This is a genomic window from Trinickia violacea (assembly GCF_005280735.1).
GTDB lineage: Bacteria > Pseudomonadota > Gammaproteobacteria > Burkholderiales > Burkholderiaceae > Trinickia_A > Trinickia_A violacea.
This window is the reverse complement of sequence record NZ_CP040078.1, coordinates 2,474,651-2,493,382: the sequence shown is the minus strand read 5'-3', so window position 1 is coordinate 2,493,382 and position 18,732 is coordinate 2,474,651. Positions and strand designations below refer to the sequence as shown.

Below are 18,732 nucleotides of genomic sequence, written 5' to 3'. Positions count from 1 at the left end.
CATGTCGGCTGCGTGACTTTTGAGATGCTGCCTTTACAATGCAGCATCGGATTTTTAGGGGTGACGTCGTTCGTATTTTGTATTTCGAACACGTCATGCCGTATGGGAAGTCACCGTGGCGCCGCAGCAACGGAGCTGTGTGCATGCAGCTCATGAAGGCGCCACGCGGGTGCCGCTCGAACCAGCGATGCCCTTGAAATAATGGAGTTCGAGTCGAAGATGAGACGAGGTCATTTCGACAGAAGCATGGCGCTCATCGCCGGCGCGGCGATGGCGGCCATCATGGCCGGTTGCGCGACCGTCGCGCCGCCCGCTTCGAGCGACACGATGGCGGCCGGCGCGCCACCTGCCGGCGCGGCATCGGCGGCACAGACGGCCTCGGGCGCTTCCGCCGCCGGGGACGATACGGCCGATTCGGCGAGCGATCAGTCGACGCAAGTACAGTGGATCAGCTACGTCGTGAAGCGCGGCGATACGCTTGGCAGCATCGCGAAGAGCCACGGCTGCACGGTCAAGAACCTGATTGCGTGGAATCATCTGAAGCGCAAGCCGCGCTTGGCGAACGGCGAATCGCTGCGGATTGCCGTGCGCGGCGCGGCGAACGGAAGCGCGGCTTCCGCGCAGACGCTCGATCGCCACTCGCAGCGCGTCACGCTCGCGTGGCCCGCCGACGGTTCCGTCATCGAGCCGTTCGAACCGGGTCACAATCGCGGCATCGAAATCGGCGGCAACGAGGGCGATCCGGTCCGCGCTGCCGCGGCCGGGCGTGTGATGTACGCAGGCACCGGTTTGAACGGCTATGGCAGCCTGATCATCGTGCAGCACAACGCCGATTTTCTGACGGCCTATTCGCACAGCCGCAAGCTGCTCGTGAAGACGGGCGACGTCGTGAAGCAAGGCGAGGAGATCGCCGAGATGGGCGACGTCGACAGTCCGCGAGTCGCGGTGCTGTTCGAAGTGCGCCGCGACGGCAAGCCTGTCGATCCGATGCCGTATCTGCCGAACGGGCACGGCTGAGCACTAGCGACAGCAGCGGGGCGTTTGCGCTCAGGGTCGTCGCCAGTCGACTCGCAACGTCCCGCAAAATCTCACCTTTGATAGCACTCGAATAACGGCGAGTCTGCGCGTTCGTTAGCACTTCTACGGCTGTTTATCGCGAATCGTTGCGCCAGCACCTACCAATCCAGGTCGATAACGGGCTAAATTGCGCGATATATGCATATACATGCAACGTTTGAATAGGTGAGCGTTTTCGGGAGTGTCGATTGTCGGCGGGCCGCGATGCCGCTCTGCAAGGTTCAGTGCGAGTGAACTATCGAGAAAAGCGCGAGGTCCAATCGCACCTTCTCAACCCTCGCTCGACATCACATTCCCATGAAGCCATCCGCGCTGCGCCGTTCGCTTTTGCTTGCTGCTGTGTCCACGCCGTTGGTCGGTGCTTGTGCCTCGCTGACCGCAGGTCCGCAGCGCAATTCGACGGTGCAGGCCGAATTGGCGAAGCTCGAAGCGTCTTCGGGCGGGCGGCTCGGGCTCGCCGCGATCGACACCGGCAGCGGCGCACGCCTGCTGCACCGCGCCGATGAGCGGTTTGCCTTTTGCAGCACGTTCAAGGTGATCGCGGCGTCCGCGATTCTGAAGCGCAGCGAGAATGAGCCTGGGTTGCTCGAACGCCGTGTGATCTATTCCACACAAGACCTCGTCACCTACTCTCCGATCACGAAGCCGAATGTGGCGAGCGGGATGACGGTCGCCGAACTCTGCGCGGCGGCGATTGATTACAGCGACAACACGGCCGGCAACTTGTTGATGAAGATCCTCGGCGGACCGCAGGCCGTGACCGCGTTTGCGCGTTCGATCGGCAACGAGACGTTCCGGCTCGACCGCTGGGAGACCGAGCTGAATACGGCGATTCCCGGCGATTTGCGCGATACGTCGACGCCGGCGTCGATGGCGCACAGCCTGCAGCAGCTCGCGCTCGGCGACGCGCTGGCGCCGCGCCAGCGCGAGCAACTGCAGGCGTGGCTGCGTGCGAATACGACAGGGGGCAAGCGCATCCGCGCGGGTGTTCCCGCCGATTGGCAAGTGGGCGACAAGACCGGAACGGGCGACTACGGTACGACAAACGATATCGGTGTGGTTTGGCGGCCATCCGGGGCGCCGCTGGTTATCGCGATCTACTTCACGCAGCCGCGCCAGGATGCGTCGCCGCGCGACGACGTGCTGGCAGCAGCAGCGCGCATCGTGGCCGCCGCGCTGGGTTGAGACGCCGCGTTACCGGAAACGGATCGTCGTCGCGCACTTTCGCTTTTTCGCCACGTGCCGGATGGGTTCAAAGCGATCGGCAATCACACCAGCCGTCTTCGAATCGTTTCAGCAAGCTTGTCTTGAGCGATCGTGCTTGAAGCGAGCGCATGGACCTCGGGGTACGCATCGCTGGCAATGTCGGTCAGCACTTGCCCAGGCGGCGCTTCGACGAGCACCGTCGCCCCCATCTCGATCATCACCGAGAGCGCATCGAACCAGCGCACCGTGTGACGCATGTTGGTGACGAGGTCGTCCCGGATCGCATCGGCCGTATGCAGTGGGCGAGCGCCGCGATTGCCGATGTAGGTGCTGCGCGGCGCGCGAAACGGCACGCCGGCGCTGTAGGCGAGCAGTTCGTCCGAGGCGTGGGCGAGCAGTTCGCAATGCGACGGCACACTGACGTCGAGCCGCTTCGCCTTGCGCGCGCCCGCCGCGAGCGCGCGCTCGTTGAATGCCTCGAGCGCGGAGTCCGAGCCGGCAACGACGATTTGCCGAGGGGCATTCACATTACCGATATAGACGCGTTCTGCGGAGACTTTCGTGGCCTCGCGCGTCAACGTTTCGATTTCGTGTTCGGTCAAGCCCGATATTGCCGACAAGCCATAGCCACCCGGATAGGCGCTCTCCATCAATTCGGCGCGTTTTTTTGCCATCCGCAGCGCGTCGGCGAACGCCAAGGCTTCGCAGCTCACGGCGGCTGCATACGCGCCGATCGACAAGCCGGCGCTCATCTCCGCGAACAGTCCTTCAGCCGCAAGATGGCGCGTCATCGCGACGCCCGCAATCACGAGCGTGAGTTGCACCGCAACGGTCGAGCGGAGCGCTTCGGCGGTGTCGAGTGTCAGCACGTCGGTGCTCAGGACGTGCGAGGCTTCCGCCAGCGTGTCTTGGATTGCGGCATGGGCCGGCAGGCGGTGCAGGAACCCGGCGCTTTGCGCCCCTTGACCCGGGAAGAGATAAGCGAGCATTACGTCGACTCCTGCGCATGGGCTTCGGCCGTGGCCCACGGATCGGCGACGAGTCGCGGACCTTGCGCGCTGCGAGCCAGCACGCGCGCCTTGGTCGAGGCGAATTCGGCGAGCGCGACGCCGCCTGCCGGCGTTTCCAGTTGCACGTCGATCCGGGTGCCGGCGCGGGTGGCGTGAGCCGTCAATTCGTCGAGCAAGGCGCGTGCTGTGTCCATCGAAAGCAGCGTCGGCGTTCGAACCAGCAGGTCGAGGTCGCTGGATGACGTGACCGTCGGCAGTCCGGTCGCGAGTTCGAAGCCGGCGCTTCCCGTCGGTCCCCAGATGAATGCCGACAGACAGCGTGTCTGGCGTACGGCGTTCAAAATTTTGTATACCGGATACGGTGCGCGGTCGATGGTAGGCAGCATCCCGGCCAAATCCTCCGGTGCGATGACCGCTTCGATGTCTGCGGCTTCGGCCCACGTGCCATAGCGCGCGTTGCGTTCCGCGCCGCGCACGCCGATCGCGACGAAACCCGCCGCTGATTCGGCGCGCCGCACGACGGCGAACGGCGCGCGGGCAAACGCGCTTCGCACCCACGCCGGTTCCCCGGGCAGTTCAGGCAGTCGCCGCAGTTTCAGCAGATCGTGCGCGCGCCAGCGTCCGTCCGGCGTGACGGGTGCATTTGCCGTCCAAGGCGGCAGTGCGCATGCGCGCGTGATGTCCGGCGCCATGGCGTTCATTACGCATCCCATTGCTCGGCAAGACGCCGCCGCGCTTCGATCGATGCGGCGCGCGTCGTCTTTGCCGCTGCGGATTCGAGCCGGTGCGACAAGTCCCTCGTACCGCTGCGCGCGCTTTGCACGGCTTCGGTCAACACGCCGCGCACGCGTTCGATTTGCGCGCCGGTCGGCGCATCGGCGTCCACGCCGCCGATCAGCGTGTCGAGCAGACCCAGCTTGGCAAACGCCGAGAGCGAGTACGACATCGGCGTGATCGTTTCGCCGAGCTCGTCGAGCGCTTCGACCGAGCGGCGCGTCACGCGCGCCGCCGAATCCTTGCCCATCGCGTGCACAGCGATGCCCGGCGCGTCGAGCGCCACGATCCGATTCGCCTGATAGCCATGCGCGAGGAATGCCCCCGACATGGCCGGCCCGACGATCAGCGCCACCACGGGATGCCCGGCGGCACGCGCAGCCGCATAGGCATCGACGGCCGCCGCACACGCGAGATGAATGCCGAGCATTTCCTCGCGATATCCGTATGCCTGGCTTTTCACGTCGACGATCGCGACGATCGGGCGGCGCGTGCTCGTACCCGCGTCTTCTTTCATCGTGTCGCGGACGACGCGCGCCAGTTGCCAGCCTTGTTCGAGCCCGACAACGTTATCGACCGCGCGCGGAAAGCGATTGCCGGCATCGGGCACGACCGCAATGAAGCGTGCGGTATCGGCGCCGAGGGCGGCATCGCTGGACCATACCGGCGCGGCCGTGCGAGGCTCGCCTGCGAGCGCACGGAACCAGCGTTGTCCGCGAGTCGTCGTGATGTCGCTCATGCTTGCTCCTCCTGCTGCTGCTGCTGCTGCTGTTGCGCGCCGGCCGATGCCGTGCGGCCGCGTGACGCGTTCACCTGAAACACAGCGCGCATCGCGTCGGGCGAGACATCGGCCGGATCGATCTGCGCGAGCAACGCCTGATACGACTCGACCGCTTCGCTTCGATGCTGCGCCGGCACGCCGCGCGCAAACGCATCGCGCACAGCGGCGCGGAGGGTGTTCGTGTCGTCGTCCGCGAGCATGTCGACGAGACCGGTCGCCGCGCGCTGCTCGCCGCCGATCAAGCGCCAGACGTAGCGCCGGTCGCTCGCATCGAGTTCGTCGATGCCCGCTTCCTGCTCGATCACTTCAGGACCGTTCATGCCGAGCCGCCCCTGCTTGGTCGCGACGAGATAGGAGCACAGCGCCGCCGCAAGCGACATCCCGCCGAAGCAGCCGACCATGCCCGCAATCACGCCGACGACCGGCACGTGGCGGCGCAGCGCGACGATCGCCGCCTGAATTTCGGCGATGACCGCGAGCCCGAGATTCGCTTCCTGCAAGCGCACGCCGCCGGTCTCGAACACGATGACCGGGCGCACGAGCTTGCCTCGTTCGCAATCGCGCAACGCGAGTTCCAATGCCCCGGCGATTTTGCTGCCGGACACCTCGCCGATGCTGCCGCCCTGGAACGCCGATTCGATCGCAGCGATGACGGCAGGCGCGCCGTCGATCGTGCCGCGCGCGATCACGGCGCCGTCGTCGGCCTGGCATACGATGCCTTGCAACGGCAGCCACGGCGATTCGAGCTTGTCGAACGGCCCGAGCAGTTCGCGAAACGTGCCGGCGTCGAGCAGTGCGCGCGCACGTTCACGTGCGGGCAATTCGATGAAGCTCTCGCGAACGAGGGGCGCGGGATGTGCCGCGCCGTTGTTCGTGTCGTTGTTCCTATCGATAGCGCCGCTCTCGCTCATGACGCCTCCCTCCCGGCGCCTTGTTCGGAGGCCTCGACCGCTTCGGCCAGCCGCAGCGCGACGACCCCAGGCGTGGCGCCGAAGTCGTTGATCTCGATCGACGCCGCGCCGTCGTAGCGCGTGAAGAAGCGATCGAGCACGTGCTTCCAGATGTGTCCGTAGCCGTCGACGCTCGTGCGCACGACGACGCGCGCCGTCATCGCATCGCTCGGCGCCAACAGCACTTCGAGGTCGCCGGAGCCGACCACGCCTACATGTGCGCGGGCGGTCACGGGACGCTGTGCCGGGTAGTCGAACGTCAGATGTTCCATGTCGTGGGGCTCCCGCTGGTCCGGTGGCGGACCAGCTTGTCGATGAAAAGAGTCGCGGCGAGCAAGTCCGCCGCGCCGCCGGGGGACGCGTTCAGCGCGAGCAGCGTGCGCTCGAGCGAATCGAGTTCGGCACGTCCGCTCGCAGTCGAGCTGCCGCCGGTGTCGAGGACGCGGCGCGCACCGCGCTTGGCGGCGGTGAGCGCGGGCCAGCCGGCACGATGCAGCAGGCAGGTGTCGTCGAGCGACGTCATGATCGCGAGCAGCGTGTCGACACGTGCCGCGTTTTCGTCGACGCCGCGTTGCCGCGCGGCGTCGAGCGCGGGCAAGCCGACGCCGATCACGTGCGGAAACCCGTCCTGTGCCTCACGCCGCGCGCCGCCGACGCCATAGCGGTCGCGCACGCGCGTACCGTTGCTGTCGGCGGACGGGGCGAAGCGATCGGGAAAGCACGCGATCTGCGCGCCGAGATCGCAGATGCGCGCCGCGCTCGACGCCTGGACGTTGCCGCAAATCGTTGCGCCCGCAACCAGCAGGCCGACGATCCAGATCGCGCCGCGATGCGCGTTGCTGCCGCCCGTCGCGCGCATCATCGCGGCTTCACCGGCGCGGCCGATTTGCGCGAGCTGCGCGCGCAGCGGCACCGACGGCGCGCGGTTGCGGGACGCCCGCGCGAGCGCCTCGAACGTGGGTTCGAGCGCGAGAGCGGAGCGTGTCATCACGGCAAGATCGAGGTCGCGATGCGCGCCGCTGCCGCGCCGGTCGACGAGCGCCGGCTTCGGCGTGAGGTGCGCTTCTTCGAGCAGGGCATCGACGGCGAAGCGTGCGAGGCGGGCATCGGAAGGCGCTCGATTCGCGTCTGCGGCCGAAGGCGCCGCTTGACTTGCGCGCGGCGCGGCGCGGGGCACGCAGGCAAGTTCCGCGCAGGCTGTCGTGGCGCTCATCGCTTACCAGCTCCGAAAGCGCGCGGGCGGCGTGTAGAGGCCGCCCGACCACGTGACGAGATCGTCGATGCTGCGTGCGGCGAGCAACGAACGTTTCGCTTCGCCGCGTCGAATGCCGAGGTCTTCCGGATACGCGACGATGCCGCGCCGCCGCAGCGCCGCGGTTTGCTCGGGTTTGGCGCGCAATCCGATCGGCGTGACGCCGGCCACGGCAGCGAGCGCCGCGCGCCGTTCGTCGATGCCTTCGGCCTTGTGCAAATGCGCAATGCCTTCTTCGGTGACGACGTGGCTCACGTCGTCGCCGTAGATCATCACGGGCGCGATCGGCATGCCGCTTTTCGCGCCGACGGCGATCGCGTCGAGCTCGTCGACGAAGGTCGGTTCGCCGCCTTTCTTGTAGGTTTCGGCAAGCTGAACGACGAGCTTGTGGCCGCGCGCAATCGGGCCGTTCGCCTTCAGCAGCTTGAGCCACGCTTCGCTCGAATGACGCCGCCCGCGCGGATCGTGTCCCATGTTCGGCGCACCGCCGAAACCCGCGAGACGTCCGCGCGTGACGGTCGAAGAGTTCGCGTCGGCATCGATCTGCAGCGTCGAGCCGATGAAGAGATCGACACCGTATTGCCCGGCCAGTTGGCACAGCACGCGGTTCGAGCGCAGGCTGCCGTCGCGGCCCGTGAAGAAGATGTCGGGACGCGCCTCGATATACGCCTCCATCCCGACTTCACTGCCGAAGCAATGCACGCTGTCGACCCAGCCGGACTCGATGGCCGGAATCAACGTCGGGTGCGGATTGAGCGTCCAGTTGCGGCAAATCTTGCCCTTCAAGCCGAGCGATTCGCCATAGGTCGGCAAGAGCAGCTCGATCGCCGCCGTGTCGAAGCCGATGCCGTGATTGAGCGACGTGATGCCGTACGCTTCATAGATGCCGCGAATCACCATCATCGCGGTCAGCACCTGCAAGTCGCCGATATGACGCGGGTCGCGTGTGAAGAGCGGCTCGACCGCGAACGGGCGATCGGCCTCGACGACGATGTCCACCCACGAGCCGGGGATATCGACGCGCGGCAGCTCGTCGACGACTTCGTTGACTTGCACGATCACGATGCCGTGGCGGAACGCGGCGGCCTCGGCGATGGTGGGCGTGTCTTCGGTGTTCGGCCCCGTGTACAGATTGCCGTGGCGGTCGGCTTTCTCCGCGCACAGCAGCGCGACGTTCGGCGTCAAATCGACGAACATCCGCGCATACAGCTCGACGTACGTATAGATCGCGCCGATCTCCAATTGCCCGTCTTCGAGCAACTGCGCCACGCGCAGGCTCTGCGGGCCCGCAAACGAAAAATCGACCTTGTGCGCGATGCCTTGCTCGAACAGCGTCAGATGTTCGGGGCGGCTGATGCTCGAAATCAGCAAGTGAACGTCATGCACTTTTTTCGGATCGACTTTCGCGAGCGAGCGCGACAGAAAGTCGGCCTGCTTTTGATTGTCGCCTTCGAGCGCCACGCGGTCGCCGGGACGGATCAGCGTTTCGAGCGCGGCGACGATGCGCTCGCGCGGCAGCACACGCTCTTCGAGCCAGGGCGCGATGGCCGCAAGGCGCCGCGCTTTTTCATCGCGCAGCGTGGTCCACGAGCGGGCGGCGGTTGTGACGGACGAGGTGAAGGCTGGGTGATTCATCGGCGGTTCAGCTCCCGGAGGTGGCGCGCTCGCGTTTCGCGCGCGGCTTGCGAGTTTTGGACGGCGCACTGGCGGCGCTCACGGCTTCCGCGTTTTCGCAGAGGAAGCGATGCAGGAGGTCGCCGGTGTCGAGCAGATGCTCGGTGACGAGCAATTGCGCCGCGGCGATATCGTGCCTGCGCACGGCCTTGAGCAGCGCCGTGTGTTCGCGATCGGACTCGCCCTTGTACGACGGCAGGCCGAACTTGAGCCGCAGATAGCGTTCGCCGCGCCGGTGCAGCACGCCGATCAATTCGAACAGTTGCGGCCGCGCGGCAGGCGCATAGAGGCTCATATGGAACGCTTCATTGCGCGCGACATAGAGCGAGGGGTCCGATTCCGCCGTTGCGGCCTTGCACAGCGCTTCCGCCTGTTGCAGCGAGGCACGCGTGTGAGCGGGAATCGCGAGGCCGATCGCGAGGCTCTCGAGCGCGGCGCGGATCTCGTAGATTTCGCGCGCCTCATCGGCGGACAAAGGCGCGACGGTCGCGCCTTTGTTGATCTCGACCTTGGCCCAGCCTTCGCTTTCGAGCTGACGCAGCGCTTCGCGCACGGGAATCGCGCTGACCGAAAAGTGCCGTGCGATCGCGTCCTGGCGCAGCGGTGCGCCAGGCGCGAGGGTGCCGTCGACGATCGCATCGCGCAGCGCGTTCGCGATCATCCGCGAGGCGCTCGCGCGTTCTGCGACAGAAATCGTGCCAGGCAGCGCGTTCGCGCCGGACGGATCGTCTAAGGGAAAACGAGTCGTTGCGTCATTCATGATGGCAAATATTATATATAAAATACGAACTCGACAACGGGAAAAACCCGACAACAAAACCGAGGTCTGGCACGTATCCGACGCGAGCGTAGCGGCATCTGCCGCACGCTCGCGGGTTCATTTGAGTTGAGTCTAGACGTTCAACCGTATTACCGGAGGAGCAAGATGAGTTCAATGACGGACCGCGCGAGGCTCGCGCGACAACGCACGCCGCTCAATCGTTCGCAGATTGCGGGGTTTTGGGGGGCGTGGACGGGCTGGACGCTGGACGGGATGGACTCGTTCATCTACGCGCTCGTGCTGACGCCCGCGCTGACAGAGTTGCTGCCGCGATCGGGCTATGCGGCGACGCCGGCCAATGTCGGGCTTGCCGGCTCGCTGCTGTTCGCGCTGTTTCTCGTCGGCTGGGGCTTGTCGTTCATTTGGGGGCCGATTGCCGACCGCTTCGGACGCACGAAGGTACTGGCCGGCACGATCTTCACGTTCGCGATCTTCACGGGGCTTTCGGCCATTGCGCAGAACGTGTGGGAGCTCGCGATCTTCCGCTTTATCGCGGGTGTTGGGATCGGCGGCGAATGGGCGCTCGCGGGCACCTATGTCGCGGAGTCGTGGCCCGAGGACCGGCGCAAGATGGGCGCGGGCTACTTGCAGACCGGCTACTACGCCGGCTTCTTTTTGGCAGCGGCGCTCAACTACACGGTCGGCGTGCATTTCGGCTGGCGCGCCATGTTCCTGACCGGCGCGGTGCCGGTCTTCGTCGCGATTCTGGTGCTGACGCGCGTGAAGGAAACGGAGAAGTGGCAGAAGGCCGAGGCGAGCACGAAGGTTCACGTGAAGCCGTTGCGCGAGATCTTCGGTCCGCGCTATCGGCGCCGCACCTGGGTGGCTTGCGCGCTCTTGACGATCGCCATCGTGGGCTTGTGGGCGGGGGCGGTCTATGAACCGTCGGCCGTGATTCAGCTCGCGACGAAGGCGGGCATGGACAAGAACGGCGCGATCAAGACGGCGTCGCTGGCAACGGGCTTGTTGTCGATCGGCACGATACTGGGCTGCCTGGTATTGCCTTGGCTCGCGGAGCAAGTCGGGCGCAGGAAGACGCTTGCGATTTATTTTGCGGGGATGGCGGTATCGATTGCGGGGAGTTTCGGCTGGGCTTTCTATCTGCCCGATGGTCTTGCGCCGTTCATCGCGTGGCTCTTCGTGCTGGGCTTTTTCGGCGGCAACTTCGCGCTCTTCAGCTTGTGGCTGCCCGAGCAGTTCGAGACGCGCGTGCGTGCTACCGCGTTTGCGTTTTGCACGTCGTTCGGCCGGTTCGTCGGCGCGGGCGTGAACTTTCTGCTCGGCGCGGCGGTGCTGCATTTGCATACGCTCGGCGTGCCGGTCGCGCTGACGGCGATCGCGTTCGTGATCGGGCTTTTCATCATTCCGCTCGCCCCCGAAACGCGCGGCGAGACGTTGCCTCAGTAGACGGGCGGACGCAGCCCGATTGTGTCGGGCTGCCTAACGACGCCAATTTCGTTATCGATCGGCCGGGTTGATCAGGGAGGTCAGCACGTGATCGGCCCAGGCTCCATCGATCTTCAGATAGGCGCGGGCCAGCCCTTCGCGCTCGAAGCCGAGCTTCTCCAAGAGGCGCGCGCTGCGCTGGTTTTCCGGCCGGTAGTTCGCCATCACGCGATGCAATCCGACGGTCTCGAACATGAACGCGATGGCGGCGCTCAGAGCTTCGTGCATCAGCCCGCGACCCTCGAAGCGCGCGCCGAGCGCGTACCCGAGATGACATGCCTGGAAGGGCCCGCGAACGATATTCGTGAAGTTGCAGTCTCCAATCAGTTCGCCTTCGCTGCGCTCGAACAGCAACACATGCAGGGCGTTGCCCGCGGCCATCTGTTCGGTCATGAGTGCGAGGCGCGCTTCGATCGACTGCCTTTCATAGAAGTGCGGGGGCCTTGCCGGCTCCCAGGGCTTCAGGTGGGCGCTGTTGGCGGCGTAATACGCGAGCAGGGTCTCGGAATCGGCAGGGCTCGCTGTGCGTAGAACGACGCGAGCCGTGACGATGCCTTCGGGCGGAAATGGCAGAGCGGGAGGCATTCGGTATTTCCCTATGAGCGGCGCACTGAGCCGAAGCGGAACGCAACCGACGCGCCTGCGAATCGCGCCGGACAGCCTGCCGATGAAGGATTTTCATCGGCAGGCCGTTTTGCTTTTTGCGCGGGAGGCTGGGTCAGCTCGCCGGATTGTCCTCGTCGGGCGCGGGCGGTGTGCCGCTTTCCGGCGCGCCGAGCACGGTGATCTGGAAGATCGGCGTGCCCGCGAGCGATTGCAGCGCGGGATCTTCAGGCATCGTTTCGAGCAGGGGGAAGATGACGGAGCCGCCGATCACCGCGCGCCGGCTGTTGTCGGCCGGACGCAGCCCCCATACGTCCTGATAGACGACCGGGACGATTTGCCCGCCGCGCGTCGTGTTGCCGAGGTATAGCATCACGTGGCCGCCGATGTAGATCAGCGTGCGCATCGGCTGCCCGTTGTGGACCAGATAGTCGAGGCGTTGCGCCGTGCTCGACGACGAGAGATCAACCATCTGCCCCGCGCTCATCTGCGTCGACGAGTGACGCGGCAGCCACACGCCGAAGGCGGCGAAGACACTTTGCAATTCGGACGAGCAGTCGTTGTAGAGCCCCGTGTTGCCCCAGCCGTAAGGTTGGCCGATCAACGCTTTGATCAGCGTCGCGAGATGGCGCGGCGTCGCCGCGTACGGCATCGGCACGATCTGGGTGTCGCTCAATTTTGCGGTCTGGATCACGGCGCGGCCGTCGAGATCGCGAACCGGCACGAGCACGACGCGCGTGCCGGGCTTCACGCCGAGCTGCAGCGGCGCGAGCGGCAGCAGCGTGCCGGCCGGCGCATCGAAGCGGAACGTGCCGCCGCTGTCGACCACGCTCGCCGACGCCGCGATGACCGCGCCGAGCCCTTTGCGCGCATTGCGGCGCCAGGCTTCGACGAACGTGTTGTCGGCCAAGCTCACGTTGTCGCTGCGTACCCAGCCTTGGACGTCGGGCGTCTGCACATAGTCCCAGCCGCCGTCCACGCTGCGGCCCAGCACGTAAAGCGGCGTGCCCGGCCGGATCGCCGAAATCTGCAGGTTGTCGAACGGATAGCCTTCGCCCGCGAAGTGGCGCGAGTAGAAGGACGGATCCATCGTCGGCAATTCGCGCACGAGCAGATTGCCGGTCGCGATGGCCCGGCGCGACGCGTTGTAGCCGGTGTTGCGCTCGAACTGTGCGACATCCATGTTCTGCGCGATGGCGTCGATCCACGCCTTCGTGTGCTCGCGGAAGTTCTGGCCGTAGCCGATGTGCCGCGCATCCTTGCCCGTGTTGTCGTAGCGGGCGATGCGGCTCTTCTGCAGGCCGGCGATGTCGCTGCCGTGGGCCGCGTACACGCGCGCGTCGACGAACGCGGCGTTCCAGGGCGAGGGGCTGTCCGGGCCGGTGCCGAACTCGCGTGCGAGCAGCGCTTCGACATGCGCCGCCTGGTCGCTCGCGCTCAGGAACGGCTTGTCGTAGTCAGGGCTCGCAGGGTTGATCCAGTGATCGACGTCTTGATCGTAGGCGGCCATCGGGAACAGGCTGACCCGGTCGATCTCGGCGGCCGGACCCGACGATACGGGAGCGGTCGTGGTGCACGCGGCCAGTGCCGCGCAGAGTATCGCGGCTGGGATGCGTAAGCGAAGCGACGCAGCCGCGAGGCGCGTGGATAAGGAAGCGGTCAAAGCAGCGGTTTTCGTTTGGGATGGAACGGCAAAAGACATGATGCTCGCAAGGCGTTGGCACGAAGGCCATGATGATACGGCGAGTTGCGGTATCTGCCGTGTCGATTTCTGTTGCCGTTGCAATGCCGCAGCAAAGCGGCTTCAACGATCCTCGTCCGGCGCGAACGCGACGCGGCAAAGCACATTCATCGGTCCGAGGCGCTCGATCGTTTGCCTCTGCGCGGCGTCGCGCACGAATAGCGAGCCCGCGAATCCCAGCGCGTTCACGGCGACGGATTCGACGCGCTCGGCCGAGCGCGGCACGAGCAGCATCCAGCTTGGCGTAACCAGCAGGTTATACGGCAACTGCGACGGCGTTTCGCCGTTCGCGGGGGCGGTTTGCCGCTGAACGGCATCGAGCAGCGCGCGATAGCGCGCTTCGGCGATACGGCCCGCATCCGGGTATCTCACGGATGCCGGATCGAGCGTCGCGAATGCATGGCGAAACGGCAGGCCCGGTATCGTGCCGATCGTTCCTTGCAGCCGCGCCGTGTTCAGCAGTGGCTCGATAGGCAGCCGCAGCCCCGACGTGCCGAGCGGCAAGGGCACGATCTGCAGATGCTTGTGTGGCTGGCTCGCGCCCGCCTCGGAGCCGCTGTTGTAGAAGCCGAGGCCGTCGAATTCGGCGAGGCAGGCGAACCACGCGGCGAAGTCGGCGGCGTTGAGCGGCGTCTCCTGCCTAATGAACGAGCGAGTGACGATCAGCAGATGATGGTCGATGACGTTGAACTTGTTGAGCAACGCAAAGTGCGTGTCGGAGACGTCGGCGACGAACAGGTTCGGGTCGTGCGGCAGAAACGGGTTCACCGGAGGGCTCGCGGCGGAACGTGCGGCGGGCGCGGGCCGTGCTTGGTCTTTGCGCGCGAGGCTCGATACCTCGCGGACGATGAAGCGGACGCCCGCGTCTTCGATGAGCCGTTCGTCGGACGCGATCGGTTGCAGCGCGCCGCAACGCAGCGCGTGCGCCGTTTGCTTGCATAAGGCCGGCCACAGCGTGCCGGGTTGCAGTTGGCGGGCGGTTTCCATGTTCTAGGGCCTGTTCACGCTAATAACGGGCTTGCGAACGTGCCTTTCCGCTCGCAGTGCAAGGAGGGAGGAGCGCCGTTTGGCCTTGCCAAACAAGCGACGACCGACGCCGCAATGCGGGCGGAAAGGCACGTTCCCGTGTTTAAAAAAATGCATTTCAGGGGCTGGCCGCCAGAAGGGCCGATCGCCGCGTCATCCTCCTCGCGAATACGTCGAGTATTCGCTTCGTCGCAATCCTCGCGCTCGGCCCTTATGGCGGCCAGCGCAAGCCCGTTATTAGCGTGAACAGGCCCTAGGGGCGGGCGGTGACGTTTCGGCCTGATCGAACACATTTTACGTACCGCAAGTTTGGGCCGTGGCGCGGGAAATTTTCCTCGCCTCAAAAAAGCGCTTGACAGTCTATCTATGAGTAGATAAAGTTCGAGCCATGGAAACGAAGGTTGCGAACGAAGCGGTTAGAGGTAGAACGAAGCGCACCTTCATCGCCGTTTTGAAGTTGTAGTGAATCGAAGGCAATCACGCCTTTTTGTTTTACCACCACATCTATCTTTGGGTAGATAGATGTGGTCGATCAGCAGTTCGGAAGTTGGCGCATTTTTTTTTAATCTCTTATCTATCTAGTAATAGATAGCAAAACAGGAGCCTCATCATGTCGATCGAAAAAGTTCTCTACCGCGCTCAAGCCACCGCCACCGGAGGCCGTGACGGCCGCGCCGTCGTGCCCGAAGGCAAGCTGGACCTGAAGCTCACGACGCCGCGCGAATTGGGCGGCGCGGGTGGCGAAGGCACGAACCCGGAACAGCTGTTCGCCGCCGGCTATAGCGCGTGCTTCCTCGGTGCGATGAAGTTTGTGGGGATGCGCGACAAGATCGCGATCCCGGCTGACGTGTCGATCAACGGCAGCGTTGGCATCGGCGCGATTCCGAACGGCTTCGGCATCGAAGTCGAGCTGAAGATCTCGCTGCCCGGCATGGCGCGTGAAGCGGCGCAAGCGCTCGTCGACAAGGCGCACATCGTGTGCCCGTACTCGAACGCCACGCGCGGCAACATTGACGTCACGCTGACGGTGGTTTGACCGCCGCTCGGGTTCGGTCTCGCATCGCCTTGTCAAATCGTAACCACTGCGCACGCGACCCGAGAAAACGTTGAAGCGCTAACTCGGGTCGACATAGGAGTCTCATATGAAATCGTTCAAGCCCTTGCTGCTTTCGGCGCTTCTTGCAGGCGTCTCCACGCTTGCCACGGCAGCAAGCCCCGCGGTGCCGGTCACTCCGGACCAGGTCACCACGAAGTTCCTGAGCGCGCTTAACAGCGGCACAGGGCCCGCGCTCGAAACGCTGCCGCCTGCGAAAGCGCGTCAAGTTTTGATCGATGCACAAAATGGCGCGAAGGTGGATCTGTCCGGCATCGACGTGTCGAACAAAACCATCGAGCAAGACGGCATCCGTGTGCCGTTGACGATCGTCCGCCCGCAAGGCGCAACGGGCACGCTGCCGGTGTTCATGTTCTTCCACGGCGGCGGCTGGGTGCTTGGCGATTTTCAGACGCATGAGCGACTGGTGCGGGACCTCGTCGTGCAGTCGGGGGCGGTGGCGGTGTTCGTCAACTACACGCCTTCACCTGAAGCGCGCTATCCGGTCGCGATCAATCAGGCGTATGCCGCGACAAAATGGGTCGCTGCGCACGGCGCTGAAATCGGTGTGGACGGGCAGCGTCTCGCGGTGGTGGGCAATAGCGTCGGCGGCAACATGGCGGCCGTCGTGAGCCTGATGGCGAAGAACAAGCAAGGGCCGGCGATTCGCTTCCAAGGCTTGATGTGGCCCGTGACGGACCACGACTTCGACGATGCCTCGTATCTCGCGTACGCCAAGGATCACTTCCTGACGCGCTCGATGATGAAGTGGTTCTGGGACGCTTATACGAAAGACGAGTCGCAGCGCAGTGAGATCTATGCGTCACCGCTGCGTGCTTCAGTCGATCAGTTGAAGGGGCTGCCGCCCGCGCTGATCCAAGTCGCGCAATTCGACGTGCTGCGTGACGAAGGCGAGGCATACGGCCGCAAGCTCGACGCGGCCGGCGACGCAGTCACGACGACGCGCTACAACGGCACGATTCACGACTTCGGCCTGCTCAACGCGTTGGCTGACGATCCGCCGACGAAGGCCGCGCTCAAGCAGCTGGCAAACGAGTTGAAGACGCGGCTCGCGCAAGATTGAGCGTAGGAAGGGGGGCGGCCACGGCATGGCCCCCCGTGCGCTTGGTTCGAGAAAGGCATCGTCTTCTCGCCAAGCCATGAGCGATTTCGGGCAATTTTTCTGCCGACGAGACGTGCGCGTGAGTGGAATACACTATGATGCGGCGCGTCCTTGGAGATCGACTCATGAAGCTGGATAAAACGGATCGCGCGATCCTGATGAAGATTCAATCCGACGGCCGTGCGACGAACGCGAGCCTCGCCGATGCCGTCGGCTTGAGCGAGACGCCGTGCGCGCGGCGTTTGAAGCGGCTCGAATCCGAGGGTTTCATCGAAGGCTATCAGGCCGTGCTGTCGCGCTCGGCGTTGCAAATCGGCGTGGTCGCCTTCGCCAACGTGCGCTTCGGCGTGCATGACAGAAAGCTGTCGGATCAGTTCGAGCGCGAAGTTCAAGGTATTCCCCGCATCGTCTCGTGTCACAACATTTCGGGCACCGCCGACTATTTGCTGCAAGTGGTCGCGAAAGATCTCGAAGACTATGGCGCGTTCATACGTGACGTTTTGCGAGCCTTGCCGGGCGTGACCTCGGTGGAGTCCGTGCTGTCGCTGCGCGAAGTGAAGCGCTATGGCGGGTTGCCGCTGCTCTGAGCCGCGCGCTCAGGAACGGCGCTTGCGCGGCCTCCCCGGCAACGGGTCCGATTCGATACGTCCCTGTCTGATTGCTCGATCCATCGCATTGGCCGATGGCTTCAGGCAACAGCATTGTGGCGCATACGTGCGTGCGGTCCCTCATACCATTGACTCTGCTGTCTAGCAGGTTCGGGGGCCATGCATGCAGGTTTCATTTTTCGCTGATTTCCGCCGCATCGTATCGAAGGTGACTATGGGGCGCCGTGCGCGGCACGACGCCCAGCGCTATCCGGCCACGATGCATCCCATCTATCCGTGCTCGCTCGTGTATCTGGACCCGGCGGGCGCGTCGAGTCCGAACAGCCGCAGCAAGAGTCCGCTCGGCTACGTCTGGCAGGCGCTGTGCTTGAACAAGTCGCTGCTGCGGGCCGGCATGCCGCGCCTGAATGTCTTTACGAATGCGGCGGATCGCGTCGCCGAGCTGCTGGCTCATGCGCCCGCGAGCGCGCGCCCCGACGTGCATGCGCTTGCCGCGACGAGCATCGATCTGCCGAAGAGCACGCCGTTCTACGCCGCGCATTTCAAGCTCGATTTGCTGAGCCAGGTGAGCAAGCGGCTGCCCGAAGACGCGCTGCTGATGTTGCTCGATACCGATATGGTGGCGATGCACGCGCTCGATGCCCAAGTGATTCGGCGCTGCGCGGCGCTTGGCGTCGGTGCGTTCGATATTTCGGATCAGGAGTTCCCGGCTTACGGCAGCGCACGCGTGATTGCCGATCTCGAGATCGTCGCGGGACGGCGGCTCGTCAATCCGCGCTGGTACGGCGGCGAGTTTCTGCTTGCGACGCCTGCGTTTCTCGATGCGCTCGTCGCGCGCGGGAAGGAATACTTCGATCGCTACGTTGCCGAGATGCCTCGACTGAATCATGTCGGCGACGAGGCATTCATGTCGGCGGCGCTCAACGCGCTCGCGGACGAGGGGCAGCCGATTCTCGATGTCGGCGCTTATCAGACGGTGGGTCGCCACTGGTCGGGCAACACGCATCGCAATTTGTCCTGGTACAAGCATTGCGCGTTCGTCCATCTGCCCGGCAACAAGCCGCTCGTGGAGCGCGAGGCGCAGTTCGCCGAGTTCGATCCGGTGCGCTTTTGGCGCGCGGTCTCGGTTGCGCACAAGGTCGGGCTGATCCGCTGCGTCGTGAAGTCGCTGGTGCCTCGACTGCTGCACCCTCGGCCGGCGAGCCTCGAGCGGCAGGCCGCCGAGGCGCCTCGCGGGCATCAGTCTCAGGAGCCTTCGGGGTCGGCGAAGAGGCTGTGAATGTCTTTGGTGTCTTCGGACAAGTTGTACTCGGCGCGCACGGCGTCGAGCACTTCGGCCACGACACGCTCATAGCCGATCGCGTTGCCGAAGTGTTTCATGGTCCAGTTGCAGCCGGTTTTATCGGGCTCTTGCTTTTGCGGCTGCGGCACGCGGATTTTTACGCCGTCTTCGACGATCTCGTGGATTCGATGAATGCGCCGGCTCACTTCGTCTTGCAGGCGGGATGCGTTGAGCGTCTTGCGTATCACGACCGTGGCCTCCGCTTT

19 protein-coding genes are annotated in these 18,732 nt (G+C 64.8%); 7 read left to right on the top strand and 12 right to left on the bottom strand.

From position 1 onward, the window contains the following. Window positions 1-219 precede the first annotated feature (219 nt). The gene (locus FAZ95_RS33275) at window positions 220-1,017 is read left to right on the top strand and encodes a peptidoglycan DD-metalloendopeptidase family protein (RefSeq protein WP_137336640.1); all 798 of its coding nucleotides are present in this window, start codon (window positions 220-222) and stop codon (window positions 1,015-1,017) included. A gap of 357 nt (window positions 1,018-1,374) precedes the next feature. Further along, window positions 1,375-2,262 carry a class A beta-lactamase gene (gene bla / locus FAZ95_RS33270; protein ID WP_137336639.1) on the top strand — a complete coding sequence of 296 codons (888 nt, stop codon included), beginning with the start codon at window positions 1,375-1,377 and terminating at the stop codon, window positions 2,260-2,262. 83 nt (window positions 2,263-2,345) lie between these two features. On the opposite strand, the gene mdcH is transcribed toward bla, so the two are convergent. The 8 genes from mdcH to FAZ95_RS33230 are packed head-to-tail and all read right to left on the bottom strand — an operon-like array spanning window position 2,346 to window position 9,484. Further along, a complete protein-coding gene (gene mdcH, locus FAZ95_RS33265) occupies window positions 2,346-3,272 on the bottom strand; it encodes a malonate decarboxylase subunit epsilon (protein WP_137336638.1) in 927 nt (308 codons plus the stop codon). Beyond that, window positions 3,272-3,985 carry a malonate decarboxylase holo-ACP synthase gene (locus FAZ95_RS33260; protein WP_137337729.1) on the bottom strand — a complete coding sequence of 238 codons (714 nt, stop codon included), beginning with the start codon at window positions 3,983-3,985 and terminating at the stop codon, window positions 3,272-3,274. The genes mdcH and FAZ95_RS33260 overlap by 1 nt, the downstream gene beginning before the upstream one ends. An 8-nt stretch (window positions 3,986-3,993) precedes the next feature. Next, complete coding sequence (gene mdcE, locus FAZ95_RS33255; RefSeq protein ID WP_137336637.1) at window positions 3,994-4,806, bottom strand: biotin-independent malonate decarboxylase subunit gamma; 813 nt, start codon at window positions 4,804-4,806, stop codon at window positions 3,994-3,996. Then, on the bottom strand, window positions 4,803-5,759 hold the full coding sequence (locus FAZ95_RS33250) for a biotin-independent malonate decarboxylase subunit beta (RefSeq protein WP_137336636.1): 957 nt from the start codon (window positions 5,757-5,759) through the stop codon (window positions 4,803-4,805). The genes mdcE and FAZ95_RS33250 overlap by 4 nt, the downstream gene beginning before the upstream one ends. Then, entirely contained in the window at window positions 5,756-6,070 is a 315-nt protein-coding gene (locus tag FAZ95_RS33245) for a malonate decarboxylase subunit delta (protein WP_137336635.1), read from the bottom strand. Before FAZ95_RS33245 ends, FAZ95_RS33250 begins: the two co-directional genes overlap by 4 nt. Further along, entirely contained in the window at window positions 6,058-7,011 is a 954-nt protein-coding gene (locus tag FAZ95_RS33240) for a triphosphoribosyl-dephospho-CoA synthase (RefSeq protein WP_137336634.1), read from the bottom strand. Before FAZ95_RS33240 ends, FAZ95_RS33245 begins: the two co-directional genes overlap by 13 nt. A gap of 3 nt (window positions 7,012-7,014) precedes the next feature. Next, window positions 7,015-8,685 (bottom strand): malonate decarboxylase subunit alpha, encoded by a 1,671-nt coding sequence (mdcA, locus tag FAZ95_RS33235; protein WP_137336633.1) that lies wholly within the window; start codon window positions 8,683-8,685, stop codon window positions 7,015-7,017. Window positions 8,686-8,692: 7 nt separating this feature from the next. Then, window positions 8,693-9,484 carry a GntR family transcriptional regulator gene (locus tag FAZ95_RS33230; RefSeq protein WP_137337728.1) on the bottom strand — a complete coding sequence of 264 codons (792 nt, stop codon included), beginning with the start codon at window positions 9,482-9,484 and terminating at the stop codon, window positions 8,693-8,695. A 165-nt stretch (window positions 9,485-9,649) separates the two neighbouring features. Between FAZ95_RS33230 and FAZ95_RS33225 the strand changes: the two genes are divergently transcribed. After that, the gene (locus tag FAZ95_RS33225) at window positions 9,650-10,951 is read left to right on the top strand and encodes an MFS transporter (RefSeq protein ID WP_137336632.1); all 1,302 of its coding nucleotides are present in this window, start codon (window positions 9,650-9,652) and stop codon (window positions 10,949-10,951) included. 51 nt (window positions 10,952-11,002) lie between these two features. Here FAZ95_RS33225 and rimJ read toward each other — a convergent pair whose 3' ends face one another. From rimJ to FAZ95_RS33210, 3 genes are all read right to left on the bottom strand, one after another. Next, the gene (gene rimJ, locus FAZ95_RS33220; protein WP_137336631.1) at window positions 11,003-11,575 is read right to left on the bottom strand and encodes a ribosomal protein S5-alanine N-acetyltransferase; all 573 of its coding nucleotides are present in this window, start codon (window positions 11,573-11,575) and stop codon (window positions 11,003-11,005) included. Window positions 11,576-11,708: 133 nt separating this feature from the next. Then, complete coding sequence (locus FAZ95_RS33215; protein WP_437437797.1) at window positions 11,709-13,193, bottom strand: SH3 domain-containing protein; 1,485 nt, start codon at window positions 13,191-13,193, stop codon at window positions 11,709-11,711. Between the two features lie 204 nt (window positions 13,194-13,397). Beyond that, window positions 13,398-14,321 carry an ATP adenylyltransferase family protein gene (locus tag FAZ95_RS33210; RefSeq protein ID WP_137336629.1) on the bottom strand — a complete coding sequence of 308 codons (924 nt, stop codon included), beginning with the start codon at window positions 14,319-14,321 and terminating at the stop codon, window positions 13,398-13,400. A gap of 649 nt (window positions 14,322-14,970) precedes the next feature. On the opposite strand from FAZ95_RS33210, the gene FAZ95_RS33205 reads away from it, so the two are divergent. The 4 genes from FAZ95_RS33205 to FAZ95_RS33190 all read left to right on the top strand — a co-directional run bounded on the left by FAZ95_RS33205 (window position 14,971) and on the right by FAZ95_RS33190 (window position 18,463). Further along, window positions 14,971-15,396, top strand: coding sequence for an organic hydroperoxide resistance protein (locus FAZ95_RS33205; protein WP_137336628.1), 426 nt, complete (start codon window positions 14,971-14,973; stop codon window positions 15,394-15,396). A gap of 106 nt (window positions 15,397-15,502) precedes the next feature. Then, a complete protein-coding gene (locus tag FAZ95_RS33200) occupies window positions 15,503-16,537 on the top strand; it encodes an alpha/beta hydrolase (protein ID WP_137336627.1) in 1,035 nt (344 codons plus the stop codon). Window positions 16,538-16,701: 164 nt separating this feature from the next. Continuing rightward, window positions 16,702-17,163: an Lrp/AsnC family transcriptional regulator gene (locus FAZ95_RS33195; RefSeq protein WP_137336626.1), complete on the top strand. Its 462-nt coding sequence runs from the start codon at window positions 16,702-16,704 to the stop codon at window positions 17,161-17,163. A gap of 184 nt (window positions 17,164-17,347) precedes the next feature. Further along, complete coding sequence (locus FAZ95_RS33190) at window positions 17,348-18,463, top strand: hypothetical protein (RefSeq protein WP_254700062.1); 1,116 nt, start codon at window positions 17,348-17,350, stop codon at window positions 18,461-18,463. Here FAZ95_RS33190 and FAZ95_RS33185 read toward each other — a convergent pair. Beyond that, window positions 18,430-18,714, bottom strand: coding sequence for a hypothetical protein (locus FAZ95_RS33185; RefSeq protein WP_137336625.1), 285 nt, complete (start codon window positions 18,712-18,714; stop codon window positions 18,430-18,432). The two genes, FAZ95_RS33190 and FAZ95_RS33185, sit on opposite strands and share 34 nt — an antisense overlap. Window positions 18,715-18,732 lie beyond the last annotated feature (18 nt).